At 63.3% G+C, this 22,456-nt stretch carries 17 protein-coding genes; 3 read left to right on the forward strand and 14 right to left on the reverse strand.

Annotation, left to right across the window (positions count from 1 at the left end):
* Nucleotides 1–8 precede the first annotated feature (8 nt).
* From tagF to tssA, 13 genes are read right to left on the reverse strand one after another with little or no spacing between them, the layout of a single operon-like run.
* Complete coding sequence (gene tagF / locus AC0L3H_RS01165) at nt 9–536, reverse strand: type VI secretion system-associated protein TagF (RefSeq protein ID WP_473584317.1); 528 nt, start codon at nt 534–536, stop codon at nt 9–11.
* Nucleotides 533–4,072 carry a type VI secretion system membrane subunit TssM gene (gene tssM, locus AC0L3H_RS01170; RefSeq protein WP_473584193.1) on the reverse strand — a complete coding sequence of 1,180 codons (3,540 nt, stop codon included), beginning with the start codon at nt 4,070–4,072 and terminating at the stop codon, nt 533–535. Before tssM ends, tagF begins: the two co-directional genes overlap by 4 nt.
* Before the next feature lies 1 nt (nt 4,073).
* The gene (gene icmH, locus AC0L3H_RS01175; protein WP_473584194.1) at nt 4,074–5,396 is read right to left on the reverse strand and encodes a type IVB secretion system protein IcmH/DotU; all 1,323 of its coding nucleotides are present in this window, start codon (nt 5,394–5,396) and stop codon (nt 4,074–4,076) included.
* Between the two features lie 4 nt (nt 5,397–5,400).
* On the reverse strand, nt 5,401–6,735 hold the full coding sequence (gene tssK, locus AC0L3H_RS01180) for a type VI secretion system baseplate subunit TssK (RefSeq protein ID WP_473584195.1): 1,335 nt from the start codon (nt 6,733–6,735) through the stop codon (nt 5,401–5,403).
* Nucleotides 6,736–6,774: 39 nt separating this feature from the next.
* Complete coding sequence (gene tssJ / locus AC0L3H_RS01185) at nt 6,775–7,227, reverse strand: type VI secretion system lipoprotein TssJ (RefSeq protein WP_091590252.1); 453 nt, start codon at nt 7,225–7,227, stop codon at nt 6,775–6,777.
* 3 nt (nt 7,228–7,230) lie between these two features.
* Nucleotides 7,231–8,712 carry a type VI secretion system-associated FHA domain protein TagH gene (gene tagH, locus AC0L3H_RS01190; protein ID WP_473584196.1) on the reverse strand — a complete coding sequence of 494 codons (1,482 nt, stop codon included), beginning with the start codon at nt 8,710–8,712 and terminating at the stop codon, nt 7,231–7,233.
* Entirely contained in the window at nt 8,709–9,794 is a 1,086-nt protein-coding gene (tssG, locus tag AC0L3H_RS01195; protein ID WP_473584197.1) for a type VI secretion system baseplate subunit TssG, read from the reverse strand. The genes tagH and tssG overlap by 4 nt, the downstream gene beginning before the upstream one ends.
* Nucleotides 9,758–11,632: a type VI secretion system baseplate subunit TssF gene (gene tssF / locus AC0L3H_RS01200; RefSeq protein WP_473584198.1), complete on the reverse strand. Its 1,875-nt coding sequence runs from the start codon at nt 11,630–11,632 to the stop codon at nt 9,758–9,760. Before tssF ends, tssG begins: the two co-directional genes overlap by 37 nt.
* Nucleotide 11,633: 1 nt before the next feature.
* Nucleotides 11,634–12,389, reverse strand: coding sequence for a type VI secretion system baseplate subunit TssE (gene tssE, locus AC0L3H_RS01205; RefSeq protein WP_473584318.1), 756 nt, complete (start codon nt 12,387–12,389; stop codon nt 11,634–11,636).
* The gene (locus tag AC0L3H_RS01210) at nt 12,376–12,831 is read right to left on the reverse strand and encodes an Hcp family type VI secretion system effector (RefSeq protein WP_473513072.1); all 456 of its coding nucleotides are present in this window, start codon (nt 12,829–12,831) and stop codon (nt 12,376–12,378) included. Before AC0L3H_RS01210 ends, tssE begins: the two co-directional genes overlap by 14 nt.
* Before the next feature lie 48 nt (nt 12,832–12,879).
* Nucleotides 12,880–14,385, reverse strand: a complete 1,506-nt coding sequence (tssC, locus tag AC0L3H_RS01215; protein WP_023801312.1) for a type VI secretion system contractile sheath large subunit — start codon at nt 14,383–14,385, stop codon at nt 12,880–12,882.
* 3 nt (nt 14,386–14,388) lie between these two features.
* The gene (tssB, locus tag AC0L3H_RS01220) at nt 14,389–14,928 is read right to left on the reverse strand and encodes a type VI secretion system contractile sheath small subunit (protein WP_023801313.1); all 540 of its coding nucleotides are present in this window, start codon (nt 14,926–14,928) and stop codon (nt 14,389–14,391) included.
* Nucleotides 14,929–14,934: 6 nt separating this feature from the next.
* Nucleotides 14,935–16,128, reverse strand: a complete 1,194-nt coding sequence (gene tssA / locus AC0L3H_RS01225; protein WP_473584199.1) for a type VI secretion system protein TssA — start codon at nt 16,126–16,128, stop codon at nt 14,935–14,937.
* A 334-nt stretch (nt 16,129–16,462) separates the two neighbouring features.
* Between tssA and tssH the strand changes: the two genes are divergently transcribed.
* From tssH to AC0L3H_RS01240, 3 genes are all read left to right on the forward strand, one after another.
* The gene (tssH, locus tag AC0L3H_RS01230; RefSeq protein ID WP_473584200.1) at nt 16,463–19,243 is read left to right on the forward strand and encodes a type VI secretion system ATPase TssH; all 2,781 of its coding nucleotides are present in this window, start codon (nt 16,463–16,465) and stop codon (nt 19,241–19,243) included.
* A 244-nt stretch (nt 19,244–19,487) separates the two neighbouring features.
* On the forward strand, nt 19,488–20,570 hold the full coding sequence (locus tag AC0L3H_RS01235) for a sensor histidine kinase (RefSeq protein WP_473584201.1): 1,083 nt from the start codon (nt 19,488–19,490) through the stop codon (nt 20,568–20,570).
* A gap of 82 nt (nt 20,571–20,652) precedes the next feature.
* Entirely contained in the window at nt 20,653–20,892 is a 240-nt protein-coding gene (locus AC0L3H_RS01240) for a hypothetical protein (RefSeq protein WP_473519915.1), read from the forward strand.
* 361 nt (nt 20,893–21,253) lie between these two features.
* Here AC0L3H_RS01240 and AC0L3H_RS01245 read toward each other — a convergent pair whose 3' ends face one another.
* On the reverse strand, nt 21,254–22,177 hold the full coding sequence (locus tag AC0L3H_RS01245) for a glycoside hydrolase family protein (RefSeq protein ID WP_473584202.1): 924 nt from the start codon (nt 22,175–22,177) through the stop codon (nt 21,254–21,256).
* Nucleotides 22,178–22,456 lie beyond the last annotated feature (279 nt).

Consider the following 22,456-nt stretch of genomic DNA (forward strand, 5'->3'; position numbering starts at 1 on the left):
CCCCTGCATCAGCTGGTCTCCCAACTGGCGGCGAAGATTTGCTCCACTGTCGTTTTCGGCGATAGCGGGTCGATGTCGAAAATGTCGGAATGTGCAGTCCACATCACCAGGTCGGTAATGCTCTCGCTGCCCGGCTCCACGGGCGGTACCGGCAGTGTGACCAAAGCGGCATCCAGTTCGTCGGGCGTCATCTCGCCGCGCTGCGCGGCAATGGCAGCCTCTTCAATTCCGGCAAACCAAGCATCGGCGCGAGCCAGTTGAATGGAAGCGTCAGGAAGCTGCGCGACCACGCTGAGAGGGAACTGCCTGCCGACCCTGTCGGCGCTCTGCAGAATAATGCCTGCCGATGCGCCGAAAGACGCCGGGCCGGCCAGGAAGCGCAGCGCGGTGCTGCGCGGCCAGGTTTCCGAGCCGATCAGCGGCACGAGATGCTGCGCCAGCCAGCGGTCCCAGATGCGCACAAAATCCCCCGGCAGCCGCCGCGAGACGAAATCGCCGGTGGCAGGCATCTTGCCGTAAAACCCGGGAAGGATCATATCTGCGGCGGACATGAGAACTTCTTGAACATTTGCAAATTGTAGGGGTTCTCGACGCTTGCCGCCTTGAGCTCGAAATCGGCGTACATGCCTTGCGTGCCCAGCCGCAGGCTGTAGACGTCGGACAGCGAGGTGCCGGTGAAGCGGCCGCTGCGCAGCAGTCTCAGCCACGCCCAGCTGCCGGTTTCGTTCAACATGACTTCGGGCGAGCCGTCGATCGGCTGGAAGGCGAGCGAGATGACGCCGGTGCCGTCCTTGCCGGGCCAGGTCATCGGCTGCGGCCGCGTCGCGTTGTTGTAATAGACGAGGTTCTGGCCATCGAGATTGAGCGTCACACGCGTGACGTTGGGCGACAGGTCCGTCGGTTGCAGCGTGAAACTCATCACCGGGCCGGTACCGCCTGGAAACAGATCGTCGCGGATCCGCCTGGCCTGTTCAAACGCCGCCAGGGCCGCCGCGTCGAGGCCGAAATCGGCGCGCCATTTCCATGGCTGGCTGGCGGTGTCGACATAGCTGATCAAATGGTCGTTGATGAAGGTGTCGATCATCCCGGCCGGCCCGAACAGGCGGGCGAAATCGCGGACATTGACGTCAACCGCGCTTTCGGGGCTGAACGGATAGCGGTCGTTCAGCGCCGCCTGGCAGAACGGCAGGATGTCGGCGCGCCAGATGGCGTTGAGCTCCGAGGTGACCGCCTTCTGTGTCAGGCCGCTGGTGTCGCCGGCAATGCCGCCGAGCCAGTCGTCGACCGGATCGGGCAGGATCTGCGCTTGCCTGGCGACCGCTCCGGTCAGTTCGGCGAGGCCACCCTGCTTCTTGATGGCGTCCTGCGGGTCGGGATTGGCCGTGACCGTCTGCAGCACGTTCGAAAGCGCGGTCAGCGCCACCACCGCGGCGTCGAGTGCCGGCGGCTGGCCGTCGACCTCGGCGATCGCCCCCTTGAGCGGCTTGAAGTGTTCGGCCACCAGAGTGCCGGTAAGATCCACCTCGTTGGCGGAGCCTGCGCGCGGCAGCAGTTTTGCCCCTGTCTTCACGATCTTTCCCAGCTTCCCCAGCTTGCCGAGCAGTTTCGAGGTGCCCTTGGCTGCCGCCTTGTTGTCGGCGGCCGGCGCTTCATCGGATCGGGTCAGCTCGGTCTCCTGAACCACCGCCGTAAGCAGGCGCTTCAGCGCGGAGTCGGCGCTCGAAAGGTCCTTGAGGTTCTCGCTGGCGACATTCAGGTCGGCCAACGGCGCGAGCCTGATATCGCGCAGGATGCTGTCCCATTGCGCGATGTAGTCTTCGTAATAGAGTTTCAGGATATCCTCGGACAGCGCCGTAACAGAGGTTTCGGAATTTTCCGAACAGCCTCCGGCAAACACCGCCCGATCGAGTGCGGCCTGGGCGGCGACGTCCTCGACCCGTTCGAGAATGGCATCGTGGAAGCCAGCATAGGTGAACGCGCCCGAAATGCCGACGCGCAGCGTCTTGTCGGAACGCCGTGCAAAGACCTTGGCGCCGTTGGGGCCGGCGAAGTTCGCCGGTATCCATTCCTTGAGGCCGGCCACCGCCGGGTCGGCCAGCAACTGCCTGTAGGCACGCGCCGGCAGCGAAATCGTGCAAACCGTCTTCAGCGCCTCGGCGACCAACGCCTGATCCGCTGATATGTAGCTGTCGTCGACCGTCATGCGACGGATCGCGGCAAGCTGGTGCTCTTCGGCGTCGGCGGTCGGAAACGGCGCCGCCGGTGCGAATTCCGGCAAGTCGTTGACCCACCAGCTCTGGACGTAGTCGGCGTCCATCTGCGACAGGCCGGTCATCATGCGATAGGTTTTTAGCGCCCCCAGCATGAAATCCGGATCGCGGATCTGCCGCCACATGGTCGCCTCGAGCAGGGCGACCATGTGCGGCTCCAGCACGTTGCGCAAAGCGTGGTCGTACGTGTCGGCCTGCGCCCGCAGCAGCTCTGCCGACGCCGACGGCCCGAGCAGGTCCTGGGCGCTGCTCGGCGGTGCGGTACGGGCGTTTGCGACCTCGGCCATCGCATAGAGCGCGCTGTCGATGGCGGGCTGCTCCACCGATGCCGGGCTCGCGGCTGCCGCGGTCAGCGGCGCCTGCAGCGCTTCGAACTGGCCCGCCTGCGCTGCGATTGCATTGCGGTTGTCATAGTAGGACCAGGTGAACATCGCACCGGCCAGCAGGGCGGCGGCGGCACAGGCGGCCGCGGCGCCACGCCAGATCCAGGCGCGGCGGCGCTGTGCCAGCGGATCGAATGTTCCCAGGCCGGCTTCCCTGAAAATGACCTCGGTCAGCAGGTTCTTCAGGAAAAAGCTGCGTTTTTCGACACGCGGCGCCGGCATCGCCCGCCGCGGCGGAAGACCGAAGGATGACGACAGCGCCGCGGTCAGCCGGTCGATGGGCGCCCCTTCCTGGGTCGCCGACGTCAGATAGAGGCCGCGCAGCCAGGCGGCTTCCTCGTAGCGGCTTTCGCCGAACATCGCCTCGACCAGCACCTGGATAGGCTCGGACAGGCTCGTCAGCTGGGCGGGAAACCTGAAAATCTCGGCGCGGGCGGCGAGTTTGTCCTCGTCCTCCAGGCGCGGCACCAGCCGCCGCTCGAGTTCCGTCGCAAGGGTGGCGATTTCCCGTTCTATGGTCTTTGCGTCGACACGCGCATCCAGCGCGAAGGTCGTCCCCCAGACCTGCTCGCGCGAGGCCGTCGACAGGCCGCCGAAGAAAGCCTCGAAACCCTTGATCAGATCGGCCTTGGTCAGCATCAGATAGACTGGAAGGCGGATTTCGAGACGGTCGTTGAGCTCTGCCAGGCGACGGCGGATCTTGCGGCCATGCGCCTTGATGGCTTCGTCGCCCTCCGAAAGCGCATCGATCGAAAGCGCGACGATCACGCCGTTGAGCGCCCGGCGGCCGCGATGCTTTTTCAAGAGGTCGAGGAAGCCCAGCCATTCCGCCGCATCGACGTCCGGCTGGCTCTCCTGCTGCACGTAGCGGCCCGCCGTGTCGATCAGAACCGCGTTTTCGGAGAAAAACCAGTCGCAGTTGCGGGTGCCGCCAACCCCCTGCAGGTCGTCGGTGAGGTCGATCGGAAAGTTCAGGCCGGACTGGCGCAAGGCCGTGGTCTTGCCGGTGGCCGGCGGCCCGACGATCACGTACCAGGGCATCTCGCGCAGGAACTTGCGTCCGCCCAGCTTGCGGCGCTTCAATTCGACCATCACCTCGGCGAACTTGGCGCCGACGGCGGCGACGTTCTCTTCGCCGGGGCTCAGCGGTTTTTCCACCACGGGCGCAGCGATTTCGGCGACGAACATGCGGTTGGCCCGGATCGCCCGGCGCTGCGCGACGATCAGCCAGATCAGCCAGAAGATGACCAGCAGCGCAATGATGACGATGCGGACATTTTCCGAGGCGAAGGGTTCGTAAGCACCGACCCTGACGATCGGGCCGAACACCCAGATAATCAGGGAAAGCAGCGCGATGCCGATCAGCGTCCACAGCCAGCGCGATGTCAGAACCGCCCAGAGGAAGCGCAGGATGAACATCTCACAGCCTCTTTTCGACCAGCACCTCGACGCGGCGGTTCAAGGCCCGTCCCGCGCGGGTGCTGTCGTCGGCCACTGGATCGGTAGCTGCACGTCCTTCGAAGCGAATGCGGTCCTGCGGCACACCGTTCTGGACCAGCATCTCGGTAATGGTTGCCGCGCGCGCTTCCGACAGCCGCTGGTTGGTGGAAAGCGGATTGGACCGTTGCAAGGGAATACTGTCGGTATGGCCGACCACGGTGATGTTGCCGATGAGTTCCTGATTGGCGAGGATCACTTTGGCGATAGAACCGATCAGCGGCTCGAAGCCTTCCGTCAGTGTCGGCCGCGACGACTGGAACAGTTCGGGGTTGGAGGCCTGGATGATCAGCCTGGCCAGCGAAACGCTCTCGGTGCCGCTGAGCGCGGCTCTGAGATTGGCCGGCGCTCCGGCCTGAAACTCCGGCACCAGCGCGAAATCCACTGCCTCCGGCGGCGGCGCGTCGACCTGTGGCGATGTCCGGCTGATTTCGCCGCGCTCCGGCGGCGGCAAGGCACGAACCAGCGTCGAAAGCTCGACCGCCTGACTGCTCAGTCCCATCGACAGCCCGAGATAGATTGCAGTGGCGAGAACCGCCGCGCCGAGCCCCATCACCCAGATCGGCACGATGAAGCGTTGCGGCTCGTCGGATGCGATCACGCCTTTCCAGTTCGGCGACAGCGGCGCGCCGTCGGCATCGGCATCGCGCAGAAAGCGCGCCGCAGCAACGCGAACCGCATTGAGCGAGCGGTCGCCCGACCGGCCTGGAACGCGATATTTGCCGCGGAAGCCGAGCGCCAGGCAATGATATTGCAGTTCGAGCAATTCGCGATCCCGGTTAGGATGCCGTTCCAGTTCGTCGAGACGCGTGAAGAACTGGGTGCCGGCATCGACATCGCCTCGCAGCATCACCACAAGCGGCTGGCGCGGCCATGCGCTGGCGCCGCCCCATGGCGTGTTCAGGGCCAGGTCATCGAGCAATGCCGCCACCACCCAGGCTGCCTGGTCGGCGCGCTCCAGGGAGGACCCCGCCGCCATTGCCGCGTCACGTGCCCGAACCAGCTCATCGAGCAACCGGGTGCGCAACGCTTCCGGGTTTTCCGGCGGCAGCGCGCTTTCAAGCTCGGGCGCGAACTCGAGCAGCGGCGCGAATGCGTTGACCAGCGTGTTCGGATGGGTGCGCGACCGTTTGATTGGCACGCCCGACAACAGCGGCGTCATCGGTCGCGGCATCGGCGCGCCGGTCAGTCGTATGCGCGTGCGTTCGCGATCCTCCGACAGTCCGAAAGGATCATCCCGGCTCATCATCTCACCTGTTTACCGAATAGCAGTCGACCTGCGGCTCGCTCGGCAGCACGCCCGACACGCCGATGACGAAGCCGGGGGCATCGAGCAGCGACGCCCAATGCTCGCTTTTCTGATCCAGCTCAAGGCACAGCCGATCGCCATCGTAGGGGATTTCGCGCGGCTGGGAATGCAGCGGCTTCAGTGGAATGCCGGGTAGACGGGATTTCCACAGGCCCTCGAACTGATCGGCCGAACCGACGGTCGCCTGGTTGACGAAAATCTTGCGCAACGCATCTTCCGACAGCTCGGAGCCGACCCGGATGACGATCCGGCTGGCCACCAGCAGCTTCGGGTTGTCGATGCGGATTTTCCAGACATTGGTCGAATGCCGCATGACCGGCAGTGCGCGTGATTTAGGCTCGATGTAGCGCAGGCTCAGGATGAGCGAGCGCAAGGCGTCGGCCAGCGCCGAATAGGCGGGGCCGGGGGCCATGTGATCGTAGGCCGGCAACTCGCTCAGCCGCCGCGCGCTCGACCCATAGGTCGCCATTGAACCGGCAAGACCGGCAAGCTCCAGGTAAAGCTCGGCCGGATGGAAGACATCCTGAGCCAGCATGTGCGCCAGCCGCGGACGCGCCGCATTGGCGAGATTGAGCATCAGCAGGTCTTCGACGCTGCGCCCTGGTCCGCCCATGACCATTTTGCCATGCGCCTCGGCGATCTGGTCGAGACCGGTGACGACTTCCAGAAGCAGCTGCCGGTACCAGGCCACCGCCCCGGTGACCAGTGTCGGTGGCAGGAACGTCTCGTCCAGCGAGACGCCGCCGTCGGCGCGAACCCCTTTGATGTCGGCTATCGGCAGGGCGGTGTAGCCGCCTACCGATTTTCCCGGTGCAATCAGCAGCGCCTGCGGGCGGGCGATTTCGATTTCTTCAGGATCCGAACCGCCCTGGACGGCGTCACGCACCGAAACGATCCGCCCATGATAGCGTGCCCCTGTCGATGCGGCGTGCGCCGGATCGAAGCCGACACCGCCGGCAGGCTCGAGCGGCAGGGCGACCAGCATCGGTCCCGCACCCGTATCGGCGGTGACCGGCAGCGGTCGTGGCGCGTCCATCAGGTCCGGGATGGAGAAGGGGGTTCCATCCGGAAAGATGCCCCGGGCCGACAGGATCGAGACCTGGCCGGCATCGAGCATTGCCTGGTCCAGCGTCAGCTGCTGAAAGCCGAACGTATGCAGCTGCCCGGCCTGCAACGCGCCGCGCACGGTCGCCTCGAAAAAGCGATCCTGCTGCTGAAAATGCTGGGTCCGGAGAAACAGGCCTTCGGACCACAGCACCCTGTTTGCATCGCTCATGCCGCTACTTCCTGCATCGAGCACCCCTTGCCCTGGCCGCTAGGCGGAAATGCCGCCGCTGCCAAGCGTGACGTTGACGGTAACTGTTGATCCCGACGACACCGACTTGGTTGTACGCCAGGTCCGGCCGCCGGGCTCGCGAACGAGGGCAACGAAGCCCAGGGCAGCCGCGTCCGGCTCGACCGTGATGGTTTTGGATGCGGTCTTTCCAGGCCCGACGGAGATCTGGTCGGATCCGATGAGATCGCCTGCCAGTGCGGAGCCGGCATCTCCCTGCAGCGCGAAATAATCGGCCGAATTGAATTTACCGGTGCTGCGCAGCCGCATCACCAGGACTGTCACCGGCCGGTCGCCGCCGCCTGGTCCCGGGTTCATGCCGGCCGCGCCGGTCAAGTTGACGGTCACCGCGGATGGTTTCGGCGGACCGCTCTGGCAAGCAGCAAGCAGCCCGGTTGCGCCCAGGGCAACGATAAGTTCGCGGCGATCGATCATGTTTCACTCCTCCTCATATGCATCCCGAAAATCAGCGCCGATTTCGCCCAAAAAGCTCGATTCCGCACTCTGGGCGATGTCACGATGGCGTTTCTGGTAAAGCTCCCACAGTTTTGCGCGGCGCCCGCCCGAAAGCACGGTGGCGATCGCGGAACTCGATTTGAGCTCTTGCTCGATCGCGGCCGGGTCAAAACGGTCTATCATTCGTCGCAAGGCGGACTGCACGCCTCGCCAGGCGCGCACATGATGTTGCGCGAGATCGCGGACCGCGTCGGCGATTGCCGCTTCGCCGGCCAGAAATCCGGGGCTGCGCTCGGCGATCAGGGTCACGATGGCGTCATCGACCGTCGGCAGAAACTTGAGCGGATTGACTTCAGAGGCCCCAACCACCGTCTGGGCGACGCGAGCGTTGCCTTTTTCCTCGGCCCGCTTGCGCAGCAGCTGCATCAGGCCTTCCATCATCAGCCGATACTCGCGACCGAATTTTTCCATTTCCGCGATGCTGTCGCGTCCGGGAAAATCGGCTTCCTCGACACCCATGCCGCGCAAGAATGCGCTGCGAAGCGCCGTGTTCGCCGGTTGCGCCGCTGCCGGGGAGGGGGCGGGCCTGGGCGCAGCGCGTGGCGGGGAAGGGCTAGCTGCCGCGTGGCCAGGCAAATCCCAGGGGTTCGCCGGCTGCGGCTCTCCGGCGCCATGTTTGCGTTGACCGGCCGAGCCGGCGCCGTTTCTCAAATCGGGCGACGCGGCCGGCCCGAAACCGAAACCGTCATCGAATTCGGAGGACTTTCTTGAAACGGGCTGGCTTGAAACGGGCTGGCCTGGAACGGGCTCGCTTGCACCGGAAGGCACCGGATCGAAGCTGAATGGGTCTGCGGTGTCCGGCGCACGACGTGGTTCGGAATAGCCGGCGCCATTCGGCGCGGGTGTCGATACCGGGTCGAGGCTGAACGGGTCGTCGAAGGCAGGCGAACTGCGCTGGTTGGCGCGCTCGAACGCTCCTGGAACGGGTTGCTCGAACGGGTTCGGCAGATCGGCGGGACGCGGCCGGCGCGGCTCTTCTTCGACCGTGGCTGAAAAGAAGTCATCGCGGCCGATGCTTACCGGGGCTCGCGATGCCGGCGGTGACGGTTCGGCGAACGCTTGGCTGGCCGCTGGTGCGTGAGCGGCCGGCGTCTGCAGATCGACGCAAACGATGTAGTCGCCCAGCCTCAGCCGCATGCCGTTCTGAAGACGGGCCGAGGTGCCGGTGCCGAGCGGGCTGTCGGAATCATTTATGAACAAACCGCTGCTTGATGTGTCGGTGACGAAATATCCATCCCGCCCGCCGGTGATCCTGCAATGGGCGCGTGAAACGAACATGTCCGGATCGTCGATCTGCCAGTCCGCGTCCGCGCTACGGCCGATCACCAGTTCACCCTCGTCCAGCCGGGTCTGCCGTACCGCCTGGGCGCGTGGCCCGTGCTCCAGCGTCAGCAGCAGACTCATGCCGCGACCTCCGCCATTTCCGGCCGCCATCCGACGATCGTCCGCAGCCGCATATCGTCAGCATCGCCCCTTTCGGCGGGCCGCGCAAGCCAGGTGGTTCGGCCGAGCTGCACCGCTCCGATACGCGGCGGCGGCACAGCTTCGCGCGCCAGCACGATCCGCAGATCGACGTCGAGCGATTCCCCGACCATGTCGCGAACCGCCTGCTTGAACAGTTTCAGACGTTGGCCGCCCGGCAGGAACGTCTTGAACTCCTCATAGCCGAGTGGGCCGACGCGCAGCTCGATCCTGCTTTGGCGGCTGAAAACGCGCGGGCCGATCGTCGCTCCGCGACCGAGCACTGCGTAAGCCTGGGTAAGCCGGGTCTGCAGCGTCGTCGGTATGGTCATCCAGGTGGCGACGAACTCCTTGATCGCGACCGGCACCTTGAACGCTTCCGCCAGGAACAGCGTCAGCCGCTCCGGGCCGTCGACCTGGCTGGCCAGAGACGCGGCCTGGCGAAGTTTTACTGCGTCGAGATGGGGATTTTGGGTGCCGGGAAGCCCGGTTCCCGCCATGGCTTCAAGCATGGCCCTGACCCGGCCGCCGACCGCACGTTCGACCTGTACCGCCGGATGCGCGTCCGCCCAGGCCCGATAGTACAGGGCGATCATCCGGTGCTGGAGAATATTGACGAAATCCACGAACGTCGTGTCGACGGTCTGTCGTGCATCAGCGCCGGTGAACCAGCGCTGCGACAGACGATCGAGCACCCAGCGTGTCAAATGAAGCGGCATCGGGCCTTCCGGTCCCATCAGCCCGAGATTTGCAACGGTGACCCGGGCCGGTGTCCCGTCCGTCCCCGGCGTCTTGTCCTTCGCTTCGCGGAATTCAACCACGTCCTTGGCGGAAAAGCTGAGACGCACATGCTGTCCGAGCCTTGCCGGCTCGCGATCCGCGCGGCCGGAATAGCCGAACAGCCCGCCGCGTTGTTCGAGCCGGCGCAACAGTTCGAAAAAGTCGAACGTATCATCCAGCGCTTCGGCCCGGCCCGGGTCGAGCTTACCTAGATCAGGTAGCGATTGCCGGGCGTCATCGGCCATGGCACATCCTCCTGCTTCTGCAGCAACCGCGTGCGGGTCCGCACAAAGCCGTTTATTCCGGCGTGACGGGCAAACAGCCGTGCAAGCAAGGCCGAAAGCAGCAATGTGCTTTGCCCGGCCAGGACCGATTGGTCCACATGCAATGTCACTTCCGTGCCCCGTCCGAAGCACATCGGCCCATCGATCTGCAGCCGTTCGATGACGGAGCGCGAGTCGATGCGAACAATCGAGTGCACGTTGCGAGCCAGGCTCGGATCTCCCCGGTCGGCGTAAAGATCGAGCAGCGCATGCAGCGGATCGACACCGCGGCCTTCCTTGGCGAGGCTGAGGAAGTTGAGGGCCAGCTGCGCCACCAGCCGCCATGCGAGATTGTCGGCTCGGGATTCGCTTTCGGCGCCGGCGGGCAGCGCCGCCGGGATCGCCGGCTGGGGCGGGCGCAAGGCACCGGTAAGCCGGACCGTTTCGACCGGATCGCCCGTCTCCAGCGTCAAGGTAGGGTTGTCGTCGAGGATCGGCAGATCGCGGTTGGTGCAAAGCGCCATGATGTCGAGACGTTTCAGCGGCCGGTTCGCCGGGCTTCCGGCCGGCCGTGAAACCGAAAGGAAAACGTCGTCTCCGGTGTAAGACGTGCGGGTCAGTCCGTCGCGCCGTTCATCTTCGGTGGCCCGGCGAGGGCGCCGTTCGGTGGAATAGACCCAGCCATTGCTGCGGTTTTGCCCCAGGCTGAAGAGTTCTGGAATTTCGGCGTCAGGACCCTCGGCATCTGCGTCCTCGACATGAGTCACCCGATAGATTTCGAAGTCGCGCGCCCGCGTGCGGTCGGCATGCAGCACTTGCCGCGTTCTCCGCGGATCAAGCTCGATGACGTTGCAGTCACGCTCGAACAGGTTGATGATCGGCGTCGCGAAAAGTTCGAAATCCGCCGGCGTCACATCGGCAAGCTCGGGCACCGGGCGCCGGAACATGAAGATGATCTCGACCCCGGCCTCGCATCGGCGCACGACCGGTTGCAGTCCTGAAACCCGCACGTAGTGAAAGCGCTCGGGCATCATGAAATATTCACGCAGCAGGCGGTAGCCTTCGAAGGTCGGCCGGGTACGAGGCATCAACGCCTCGCCGTCGCTGATGCCGACCATTTCGGGTTCCGGCAACCGCGACAGCGGATTGGCCTTGCCCTCGGCGCGAGCGCCAACCGCCGAGCAGGCGCCGAAAATCGCGTCGAACAGCAATGGCGCTTTGGTGCGCCCGGCAAAATAGAAATCAAGCCGGTCGAGCGCCAGTTCGCCGAGCTTGCCTTTTCCGGTCCGACCCAGCGTGATGCGCAGCGCCGCCTCGCCGCCTGCGCCGCCGATCGGTGTTATGCCGGCCGCCGCCAACCCGCTGCGATCCTGGAAATAGCTGACCGAATTGATGGTTATCGGCCACAGCGTGATTTCCTGCGCGGTGGTGAATGTGCAGCGCGTCGACAGGCCGGGTTGCAGGCTGGACACCAGCCGTGTGTTCCGCTTGATGACATGGCCGGCAATCATCGACTGGACCTGCTGGCCGGGTTTCAGCACTGCCATCGCCGTTGCCGGCGCCGGGGTAACCAGATCGGGATAAAGCACATCCAGCACGCTGCGTGAAAACCGCGAACGCTCGGCGTCGACTTTCATTCGGGTGCGCGCTGCAAGGAAAGCGACGCCGTCAAGCAGCCGCTCGACATACGGATCCGGGCAGGGGACGGTATCGAGAGATAGATTGCGTGCCACCGCCGGATGCATATCGGCAAATTCCGCCGCGAGTCCGCGGATATGGGTCAGTTCCTCCTCGTAATATTCTACGAAGACCCGATCCATCTCAGCTTTCCCTGAATTCGGTCCGCGCCAAACCGTTGTCGAGGTTGACTGTCGTGCGCAGGCGCATGCGTTCCGGCGTCGGCGTCATGATCAGCACAGCGTCTATCTCGATCTTCAGGCCCGCACTCTTGTCGCCAAGGGTCACCGCTACCTTGGTTGCGCTTTCCTTGAGACGCGGCTCGAACGTGGCAAGAACCGAGCGGATCTCGCGCGCCAGGGTATCGCGATCAAAGTCGCGCGACGAACGGCCCGAAAACGACGGCACGCCGTAGTTGACCACGCTTCGGCGCACTTCGGGAAAATCGGCCAGCGATGGCGGATTGTCTACAGCCTGTTCGGTTTCGAAATCGGAAAGCAGCGGAACGGCTTCGAAACGCTCGGTGTTGAACAAGGCCTCGATGTCGCGCCGCACCGCCTCCCTGAGGACGCGGGCCGATACGACCACGCCACGGCTTTCGATCTCGGCGCGGTGCTGGGTCTGAAAGCCCAGGCGGTGCAGACGCCGCTTCTGATCGGATGTCAGCTCCGCGTCGGCATCGATAAGCCGCGCGCTGCCGGCAAGCAGCGTGTCCAGCCGCTCCGCGCCCAATTCGTCCTGCAGGGTATGGCGCAGCCCGTCTATCTCGGAGGTGACGCCCGGCAGGTCGTTGACGAGGCGGTCCCAAAGAGAGGGCTGGACCGCCTCGCGTTTTGCCCGCGAACTGCCGGTGACCTGCAGCTTGTCGGCGCCGGGCCGCCGCGCCTCACTTGCCGACATAGACATCCATTTCGATTTCGTCATCCTTGTCATAGACGAACTTGATCTTCTTGTAGGCGAAGCTAACCTCCTCCTCGATCAGGTCTTCCTCGTCCTTGGCCTGCGACATGTCGTATTCCATGATCGAGGCCTCGGTCAGGGTGACGACCAGATAGTCGCTGGTCTCGCCATCGATGGTCCGGCGTGCGGAGAACACCACTTCGTCCAGCGCCTTGTTGTCGAACAGCGCCTTTTTCAGATACGGCGATGACTTGTCATAGTGCTTGGTGAACTTGATCATCCCCAGCGACACGCGACCGCGGCGTGAGAGCGAATTCGGATCGAATGGCGCGATGATCTTGTAATCGACCCCGTGGACTTCGATTTCGTCCTCATGGCCGTCTCGAACGCTTGGCCCTTTGATATCCGGAACTTTTAGAAAACCATCAATTTTCACGGGCATTGTCTTCCTCCAGCGTTTTCAAAACAAACAGGATTATGTTGCTGCAAATCATGCCTTTACAGACGGTAGTTCAGACACCAGTCGAAGCGAGGCGTTGATGCCCTCCAGCTGGTAATGCGGGCGCAGGTAGAAGCGGGCGTTGTAGTAGCCCGGCCGCCCCTCGACGCTGTCCACCTGGACTTCAGCGGCGGCAAGCGGGCGCTTGGCGCGCGCCTTGTCGTCGGCAAAGGCCGGGTTGGCCAGCACGTATCGGTTGATCCACTCGGTCAGCCAGATCTGCATGTCCGACCGCTCCTTGAACGACCCTATCTTGTCGCGCGCGATGGCTTTGAGGTAATGCGCAAACCGGGAAACCGGGAACAGATAGGGCAGGTTGGCGCTCAGCCGCTCGTTCGACTGGGCGTCGGGATCGACCAGCCGCCCGGCGCGCGTCTCGTCGTCCTGCAGCGAATGCGCACCGATAAAGGCTGCGAGATCGGTGTTCTTGCGGTGCAGAATGGGCATCAGGCCGAGCTTGGCCAGTTCCGCCTCGCGCCGGTCGTCGATGGCAACTTCCGTCGGGCATTTCATCGCGATCGATCCGTCGTCCGTGGGGAAGGAGTGCACCGGCAGGTTGATCACTGTGCCGCCGTTCTCGACTCCGCGGATCTGCGTGCCCCAGCCATAGAGCTTGTGACTGCGGTTTATGTTGACGCCCATCGGGAAGGCGGCGTTCATCCAGACATATTTGTTGTGGTCGCCCTGCACTTCTTCCTCGAAAGTGAAGCCCTTCACCGGAACGGTTTCCGAGCCATACGGCAGTCGCGCCAGAACACGTGGCATGGTCAGGCCGATGTAGCGCGCGTCCTCGCTCTCGCGCAGCGATTGCCACGAGGCATAGGCCGGGTTGGAGACGATCATCTGCAGGTCCTGCGGGTTCGGCAGTTCCTGCCAGCTGTCCATGCGGAACAGCCGCGGGTCGGCGGCTGCGATGAACGGCGTATGCGCGGAGGCACAGATGCCCGAGATGTTGCGCAACAGGCCGACGTCACGCGGATGGTTCGAGAATTCGTAGGCGCCGATCAGGCAGCCGATCGGCTCGCCACCCAGCATCGAATACTCGTCCGTATAGACCTTTTTGAAGATCGGGCTTTGATCCCACATCTGGCCTTCGTAGTCTTCAAGCGTGTCGGCAAGCTGAACCTTGGAAATGTTCATCACCCGGATCTTCAGCTTCTGATCCGTCTCGGTGTTGTTGACGAGATACCATAGGCCGCGCCATGTGCCTTCCATTTCGCGCACTTCCGGCGCATGCAGAATCTCGTTCACTTGGGTCGTCAGCATCTTGTCGATGCCTGCTATCAGCGACTTGATCGATTTGATCGCGTTGGACGAGATGGTCGTGGTATCGGAGCGGGACTGCGCCGCCAGCGCGAGATTACGGACGAGCTGCTGCAGCTTCTCGCTGTCGTCCTTCTTGACCTTGAAATCCTTCTCGAGGAGCCCGCTGAATTCTCCGAGGTCTATGGCTTCCGCCTCAGCGGCGACGGCTGCGGTTTTTTGTTGTTCGGCCATGATTTACTCCTGAACCTTGTCGTCGTCGGATAATGCCTGGTTGGCGATCTTGCCGAGAAGCGGCTCGTTGTTCAGAAGTTGCGCGATGCGCTTTTCGGCGTCGACACGGCCGTCCATGAAACCGAGCAGCTCCTCGAGCTGACGACGCATCTTGAGGATCTCGGCCAATTGCGGGACTTGTTCGGCGATCTTGTCCGGGGCGAAATCGCCCATTTTGGTGAAGGTAAGATCGAGTGCTAGCTCTTCGTCTCGCTCGGCGCCCTCAGCCTGGGGCAGCGTATTCTTCACACGGGCTTTGACGCGCGGCCCGAGCGCCTCCATGAAACGGGGGAAGCGGTTGGCGTCAGTCTCGACAAAGGAGCGGTCCAGTACCGACTTCATCGCTTCCCTGGTCTGTGAAGCGCCGGAGAGGTCGGCCATCACGCCCATGACGAACGGCAATTCGATCGTCGTCGGGCTGCCATAGGTTTCCACGTCATAGGCGATCTGCACGCGCGGAGCGCGGTTCCGTTCGATGACTTTCGCTTTGCTTTCAGCTGCCATGGCTCGTTACCTTTCATCCTTCTGGGCCGTCTTCTTGGCATCGGGAACGCCGGCAAGCAGCCGGAACTCCTTCAGCCCCGACGGGGCGAGATCTTCCATCAGTTCAACGAAATCCATATGCACCATCCGGCGCACCCGGCGGGCCAGGTGCGGGATCGGGCTCGACGGTTCGGTGCGGTCATAAAAGGCGACGACGAGGTCGAGGCATTTCACGACGTCGTCGCGCGAGGAAATCCGCTCCGGCAGCCTCGTGCTCGGTTCCGCGTAACTCGCCACACTTGCCATAGTATCGGCTCCATGGCCCTTTGCAGGCATTTGACCGTTTCGAGCCGGCATTTCCGGATCTGCAGTCGTGGGGGCTGGCTCGGCCGCGCCGTTCGTCGCCGTTTCGATTGCCGAATTCCGTTCGAGGGTCGACAGCAAACGCTGCAGAAACCGTTTCAATTCCGGAACAGCGGCGCCTCCGCCCTGCAGACGGCCGTTGAGAGCCGTCTCGACCGCATCAAGAGCCGTGATCGCCGCATGAGCATCGGCAATGAGCGACATCATCTCCGCATTGGCTTGATCGGCCTGCGCCTTGCACCCGCTATGAACCCGGTTCAGCAGTTGACCGTGCGCGCTGGCCAGCGTTGCCTTTTCCGCCGCATTCAATCCCGAAGCCGCTTCCAGAAGCATGACCCGTTCGTCGAGTGCGGCTTGTTCCAGATCGCGTCCGCTGATCGGTCCCATAGGGCGCGGCGCGAAGAAAATCATTCGCCGCAAGTCCGCCAGCAGCCCGTCCTGGCCGTTCTGGAGGTCGAGCAGGGCGTTGATGCGACGCAAGGCGGCGTCGCGTGGTGAAGCACTGGGCCGCAGGGCCGGGTGCATGCTCTCCCAATGCTGATCGAAGCTCCGCGCAAGAAGGGTCAGGCCATGTGCGAGCCCGGCGAGCCGCTGCTCATTGGCCAGCGCGCGCGTGACAATGACGAGCAGGCGCAGATCCCGGCCATGCGCACGCAATTCCTCCGCCTTGTCGAGGACGGCAGGCCAGTCGACCGGAATGGTGCTTTGCGACGAGGGCTGGTTGTGGCCGCCATGGACGACCTTGACCTGCGGCTCGGTGAGACGCTCCAGCTCATGAAAGGCTGGATCGTTGCGCAAATCCTCCCCTGACGGATTTTCACCGTCCAGCGGATTCAGCCAGAGTGCGAGATCAAGCACACCATCCCCCAGCGCGCGGCTCTTGGGCCGTGCCTGACCAAACGTTACCACACTGCGACACTTTACCACAATTTAGTTGATGCTCAATCTCAATACGCGCCTGCAACCGGCGCGCTGGGCTCGAAAGCGCTGGCTCGATTGTCGAGCCCTGTCGGTGAATGCATCGCCGACAGGCGGGGCGTTCGATGGCGTTGCAGCCGATGGCGCTGGCGCCTGCCGGGACGGAATAAAATCGACTGAATCGAACACTCGGACGGCCCGCTCATAAACGCTCTTTGTCAAGTCGCTGCTTATGTGGCAGTTTGTTGGCTGGCAGATTGGAGGGGCAAGTTCGATGGAACAGCGCCGGTCGTCGCAGAGCTTTAAACGCAAGGAACTGGTCGGCAAGCTCAATCCCATCTGTTTGCGCGCCTTCAAGGCTGCGGCCGACACCGCCAAGCTGCGCGGCAATCCTTATGTCGAGCTCGTTCACTTCATCGAGCAGCTGGTGCTTTCAGAGCGCTCGGATGTGCAGCTGATACTGGCAGACGCCGGGGTGGATGCGAGCCGGCTCACGGCCGATATGACCCGCGCCGTCGACAAGCTGCCTTACGGCGCCACTTCGATCGAGGAATTTTCCGATCATATCTTTCACGCCATCCAGGAGGCCTGGGGCCTGGCGGGACTGGAATTCAGCGTCGAGGAAGTGCGCGGTGCGCATATTCTGCTCGCCTGCCTGAAGACGCCGGTGCTGGAAGGCCTGCTGTCGAAGATCAGCGGCGAATTCGACAAGATCGATGCGCAGGCCGTTATTGCGCGGTTCGCGGACGTCATGGAGGGTTCGCTCGAAGCCGGCGCCTCGACTGCGGTTGTCGCCGCCGAAACACCGCGGCGGGCTCCGGGTGCGGATTCGGCGCTGGCCAAATATGCCACCGACCTGACCCAGCGCGCCCGCGACGGCAAGATCGATCCGGTCGTCGGCCGCGATCCCGAGATCAGGCAGATCGTCGATATCCTGATGCGGCGCCGGCAAAACAACCCGATCCTGACCGGCGAGGCGGGGGTCGGCAAAACCGCGGTCGTCGAGGGCTTTGCCTTGCGCATTGCCGAGGGCGACGTGCCGCCGACGCTGCAGGGCGTCAGCGTGCGCATGCTCGATGTCGGCCTGATGCAGGCGGGCGCCAGCGTAAAGGGCGAATTCGAAAAACGGCTGAAGGCGGTCATTGACGAGGTGCAATCCTCGGAAACGCCGGTCATCCTCTTCATCGATGAAGCGCACACCTTGATCGGCGCCGGCGGCGCGGCAGGAACCGGTGATGCGGCCAATCTGCTGAAGCCGGCGCTGGCGCGCGGCGAGCTTCGCACGATCGCGGCGACGACCTGGGCCGAATACAAGCAGCACATCGAGAAGGACCCGGCGCTTACCCGTCGCTTCCAGGTCGTCAAGATAGATGAGCCGTCGGAAGCGGTCGCCGTTCTCATGCTGCGTGGTGTCGCCGGTGTCCTCGAGCAGCATCACAAGGTGCAGATACTCGATGAGGCGATCGAGGCGGCGGTCAGCCTGTCCCACCGCTACATCCCGGCACGGCAACTGCCCGACAAGGCCGTGAGCCTTCTCGACACCGCCTGCGCCCGTGTCGCCATTTCGCAGCATGCCACCCCGGCCGAGGTCGAGGACATCATGCGCCGCCGCCAGGCGCTGGAGGTCGAGCGCGCCATCATCGGCCGCGAGGCAGCGATCGGCATCGACGTGGCCGACCGGCAGGCCCGGGTCGAAACCGGGCTTGCCGAGACCGAACTCACGCTTGCTGCCGCGCAGCAACGCTGGGATCGGGAAAAGGCGCTGGTTGGCGAGATACTCGAACTGCGCGCCAGGCTGCGCGGCGAGGGTGTGCCGCTCGACGCCGTGGAGCCTCCGGGGGTGGTCGCCGACACCGCTGGCGCCGATGCCCCCGAGGTCAAAGCGCCTGAAACCGATGCGCCTGAACCCGATGCGCCCGGACCGAATGCGGAAGCGACGGCCACTGCCGATCCTTCTCCACCCGATCCGGCTGCCGATCTCGCGCGGCTGCGCGAGCTGATGGCCGAATTGGCAGATGCGCAAGGCGAGACGCCGCTGATCCTGCCGTCGGTCGACCGCAACGCCGTGGCGGCGGTGGTGCAGGACTGGACCGGCATCCCGACTGGCCGGATGCTGTCGAGCCAGACCGAAAAGGCGCTGCGGCTCGCCGTCACGCTGTCCGAGCGCGTGGTCGGTCAGGATCACGCCATGGAAATGATTGCCAAGCGCGTGCAGACCAGCCGCGCCGGGCTCGGCGCGCCCGAAAAGCCGGTGGGGGTGTTTCTGCTCTGCGGTCCCTCGGGCGTCGGCAAGACCGAAACCGCGCTGGCCCTGGCCGAGACGCTCTATGGCGGCGAGCAGAACCTCATTTCGATCAACATGTCCGAGTTCCAGGAGGCGCACACCGTCTCAACCTTGAAGGGCGCGCCACCCGGATATGTCGGCTATGGCAAGGGCGGCATCCTCACCGAGGCGGTCCGGCGCAAGCCCTATTCGGTGATCTTGCTTGACGAGGTCGAGAAGGCGCATCCGGACGTGCACGAAATCTTCTTCCAGGTCTTCGACAAGGGAATGATGGACGACAGTGAAGGCCGCCGGATCGATTTCAAGAACACGCTGATCCTGCTCACCTCGAACGTTGGCTCCGAAGTCATCATGGACCGGACCAGCAGCGGCACGGTGCGGGCGGGGCTCGACGATCTCGACACGGCATTGCGCGCCCCGCTGCTGAAGGTTTTCCCAGCGGCCTTTCTTGGCCGGGTGGTGACCATCCCTTATTACCCGCTCTCGGACATGATGATCGAAGCGATCACCCGCCATCAGTTCGCCAAGATCGCCCGCCGCCTGCGCTCGAGCAACGATGCCGAGTTGGTGATCGGTGACGGTGTCATGGATCTGGTCAAAGCCCGCTGCACCGAGATCGAATCCGGCGGGCGAATGATCGACGCCATTTTGACTAACACGCTTCTGCCGGAGTTGAGCCGTGGCGTGCTGAACCGGTCGCTCGAAGGCGAAAAGATGACGAAGGTGACGGTCGGAGCCTCCGAAGGAGGTTTCACCTATTCCTTCGAATAGCTGAGCAGAACGTGGGACCCGATTCACTCGGCGGGCTGGACCGGCTGCGCGGTGCGTTTCGCGGAGCCGCTGGCCCGCCGTCAGCATGCCGGAGCCGGCCGATCGGAAGATGTCGTTTTACCCGGGGCCGTCGCGCGAGGCACGTCCTATGGTCAGATGCCTGACACGGCGCGATGCAGCTCCAGCTTTGGCGATGGCGGGCGCACTGCATTATTGATATTGTACGCCCAGAACAGGCGCGCAAATGACATCCACTTCAGACAAGGCCGATGCGGTCGAGCAGTTGCTTGACACACCTGAACTCGCAACCGCACTGGAAAGCGAACAGTTCAAGAAATTCCTTGACCAGGTGCCGATCGCCATAGCCGTTGCAGACTTGGCCGCTGAGGAGCGTGTAGTCTACGCCAATCCGGAGTTCGAGAAACTGTCAGGCCTGACGGTCGCTAGGCTAACTCGAGAAAACTGGTCGGCCCTTTCGGGCACAGGCCTCTACCAGCAGAAGGACCGCCCGCTGGCCGAGGCCGTGGTCCGGGAGACCGATTTGGTCGGCACCTACAGGCTGGAGCACAACGAGGACAAGCTGCCGATCGTCGACGTTTATTCCAATGTCATCGAGGACGACAACGGCAAGATCTGCTTCCGGTTGGTGGCGCTGGTCGACGTATCCGCCCATGGCGAAGCGGCGGATCAGCCCTCGGTGGAGGAGCGTGTCAGCGAGAAAGACACGCTGCTGCGCGAACTGCAGCACCGGGTGAAGAATAACCTGCAGATGATCACCGCCCTGATACGGCTTGAAAGCCGCAATGCGACTGAGGCCGACCGGAGACGGTTTGAACGGCTCGCCGGTCGCGTCGACGCCCTGGCGATCCTCTACCAGACGCTGACGGCCGACGAGCAGAAGGAAGAGGTCGATCTTGGCGTCTATCTCAGCCAGATCGCGTCCGCGGTGATGAGCTCGCATGCAGTCGAGGGGATCCGCCTCGATATGAGGGTGGACACATATCCGGTGTCAATCAACGTCGCCATGCCGGCTGGACTGGTGGTCAACGAATTGCTGACCAATTCGCTAAAACATGCTTTCCAGGGGCGCGAAGGCGGCACGATAACGCTGCACAGCATCGTCGATGGCGACGGCTGCCGGGTCATAGTGGCTGACGACGGAATTGGACTGCCGGAAGGCGAGACGTGGCCCAAGCCAGGCAAGCTTGGAGCCCTGATCGCGCACTCGCTGACCGAGAACGCCAAGGCGCGGCTCGCGGTCGACTCGAGCGCCGGCAAAGGGACGAAGGTCACCATCGTCTTTAAACGATCAGTGGCAGCAAGCTGAAAATTCCCATTTCGCGCGTCGGTTGCATCGCCGCCCCAGACACGCTACTATCACCTTCTCGCATTCCCGGGGGGGAAGGTGGATGAGCATCGTCCATAGGGTCGGCCCAGTTCTAGATCAGGCGATTGCCGCAGTCCTCAACAGGGCCGGCTATGGCGACACCGTCTCGGTCACAACGGCATTGAACCAGGTTCGGCAGGCTGCACCTGGATTGGTCGCATCCAATGACGATCTGACCGAAGCTATCCTCGAAGTCGCTGCTGCCCTGGGCCTGTTGGTGGCTTTCGATGAGCACGAGCAGTATCCGCTCAATCCCGCTTAGTAATCCGATCACCGCTCGGAAGGTCTAGCGAAATAATCCGCCCCCTAAGGGAACCCTTTAGCAATCGGCGAGTTGCGTTCAGAGCTAAAGGTGACCGTCATGGCAACTCGAGAGAGCGAACGCGGCTTCCGAGAGCTGGTCCGTTCGGAAGACAATCGTCGCAGACTACGCAAGCGATTAGGACTGGACGGAGATGAAACCCTGTCGCCGAGGCTTGCCGCACTAGCTTTGAAGCTTCAGAAGGAGCTTGAGCGGCGAGAGCAAGAGCTGGCCGACGAGAACCCCCAATCGCCCTGAAGTTCGTCATGGCACCTCGTCCTCTGGACCATGATGGCAAAGCGCGACAGAGCGGTCGTTTCTGCTAGGCCACTCGCGAAACCGCTTGCTGATCCAGGTCGCATCTAGCCAGTCCGAAACGCCAGCGATGGTTCGTTGCCTCACGTCTGCTCTGGTAGAACAAGGTCAGTTTCCCGCCCTCGATCATCACCGTCGAATGGCCGTTTTCCCCAGGCTCACCAGGATCGAGCACGGGGCCGATCGAGACGTAGGGACCCTGGACGTCCTCGGCTATGGCGAAGAATACGCGCTGACGACTTCCGCGCGGACCGTCGGGAAGGAAGCAGGTGGCGTTGAGAAGCACGCGACCGTCAGGCAATTCGACCAGTTGGGCGCCCTCGATCCCCCATTCGTAGTCCGGATGCTCGCGCGCATTGTGATGGGGAACGTCGAGATGATCCAATATCTTGCCGAGACGTCTCCATGGCCCGAACCAGGAATCGGATTGGCTGCGCGCCAGATAGACGTCAGGCTGCGGCACCCTGGTGAATTTAGGCATGCCTGAATAGACGATGTAGCGCCTGCCGCCGATAACCGCCGGATGGGGATCGTAGATACCGTCCTCATCGGTGTCCGGCAGCGACAATATCGCCGGATTCAGCACCACCCAGTTGAAGCCATCATTGGAAACCGCATGTTCGCAACGTCCGCCCGACTTCATGAATTCGGTCTGGATAAACATATGGAAGACGCCGCATTCATGAATGACGCCGGGTGCCGCTATGCCCGATCCGGTTACCGCCAAGTCGAGCGCCTCATGCTCAGTCCACGGCCCATAAAGGTCCGGAGCCGTGGCATGTAGTATTTTCCAGCTCTCGGTCGTCACGGTGCCGCTCGAGCCGAAGACGTGCCAAAGCGTGCCGTCGAACACCGGACAAGGATCCTTCAGATCATCCACGGCCTGCGGGTGAAACAGCGGAAAGACGTCGGTTTCGAAGTTGAATTTCATCTCTTGGCTCGCTCACGGCGTGTTTGGTCGGCGGTCGCGGGCCCGTGCGCCACTCGGCCGAATCGATTCACAGACCGTTAACTTATAGCTCCCCCGATTAACGCTTGTTGAACGACCAAACGTTCTCAACCGTTTTGTGGCAATGCGCCACATTTGTTGAGATCACGCGTGGCCGAGGCGCCCGCGTGGTCAGGATGGTTCGGGCATCTGTGGCTGGCCGCTCCATTCATCGGTGGATCAATCGCGCAAGTGCGGCGCCACTGCTCAGACACGCACGCA

The sequence above is a fragment of the Mesorhizobium sp. WSM4816 genome (genome assembly GCF_055811535.1).

Bases quoted from the DNA above. Each gene is read 5' to 3' on its own strand.
- icmH (WP_473584194.1), bottom strand. From the start codon at position 5,396: ATGAGCCGGGATGATCCTTTCGGACTGTCGGAGGATCGCGAACGCACG.
- tssM (WP_473584193.1), bottom strand. From the start codon at position 4,072: ATGTTCATCCTGCGCTTCCTCTGGGCGGTTCTGACATCGCGCTGGCTG.
- tssH (WP_473584200.1), top strand. From the start codon at position 16,463: ATGGAACAGCGCCGGTCGTCGCAGAGCTTTAAACGCAAGGAACTGGTC.
- AC0L3H_RS01245 (WP_473584202.1), bottom strand. From the start codon at position 22,177: ATGAAATTCAACTTCGAAACCGACGTCTTTCCGCTGTTTCACCCGCAG.
- tssK (WP_473584195.1), bottom strand. From the start codon at position 6,735: ATGAGCGATGCAAACAGGGTGCTGTGGTCCGAAGGCCTGTTTCTCCGG.
- tssE (WP_473584318.1), bottom strand. From the start codon at position 12,389: ATGTCGGCAAGTGAGGCGCGGCGGCCCGGCGCCGACAAGCTGCAGGTC.
- tagH (WP_473584196.1), bottom strand. From the start codon at position 8,712: ATGAGTCTGCTGCTGACGCTGGAGCACGGGCCACGCGCCCAGGCGGTA.
- AC0L3H_RS01235 (WP_473584201.1), top strand. From the start codon at position 19,488: ATGACATCCACTTCAGACAAGGCCGATGCGGTCGAGCAGTTGCTTGAC.
- tssG (WP_473584197.1), bottom strand. From the start codon at position 9,794: ATGGCCGATGACGCCCGGCAATCGCTACCTGATCTAGGTAAGCTCGAC.
- tssJ (WP_091590252.1), bottom strand. From the start codon at position 7,227: ATGATCGATCGCCGCGAACTTATCGTTGCCCTGGGCGCAACCGGGCTG.
- tssF (WP_473584198.1), bottom strand. From the start codon at position 11,632: ATGGATCGGGTCTTCGTAGAATATTACGAGGAGGAACTGACCCATATC.
- AC0L3H_RS01240 (WP_473519915.1), top strand. From the start codon at position 20,653: ATGAGCATCGTCCATAGGGTCGGCCCAGTTCTAGATCAGGCGATTGCC.
- tagF (WP_473584317.1), bottom strand. From the start codon at position 536: ATGATCCTTCCCGGGTTTTACGGCAAGATGCCTGCCACCGGCGATTTC.
- AC0L3H_RS01210 (WP_473513072.1), bottom strand. From the start codon at position 12,831: ATGCCCGTGAAAATTGATGGTTTTCTAAAAGTTCCGGATATCAAAGGG.
- tssC (WP_023801312.1), bottom strand. From the start codon at position 14,385: ATGGCCGAACAACAAAAAACCGCAGCCGTCGCCGCTGAGGCGGAAGCC.
- tssB (WP_023801313.1), bottom strand. From the start codon at position 14,928: ATGGCAGCTGAAAGCAAAGCGAAAGTCATCGAACGGAACCGCGCTCCG.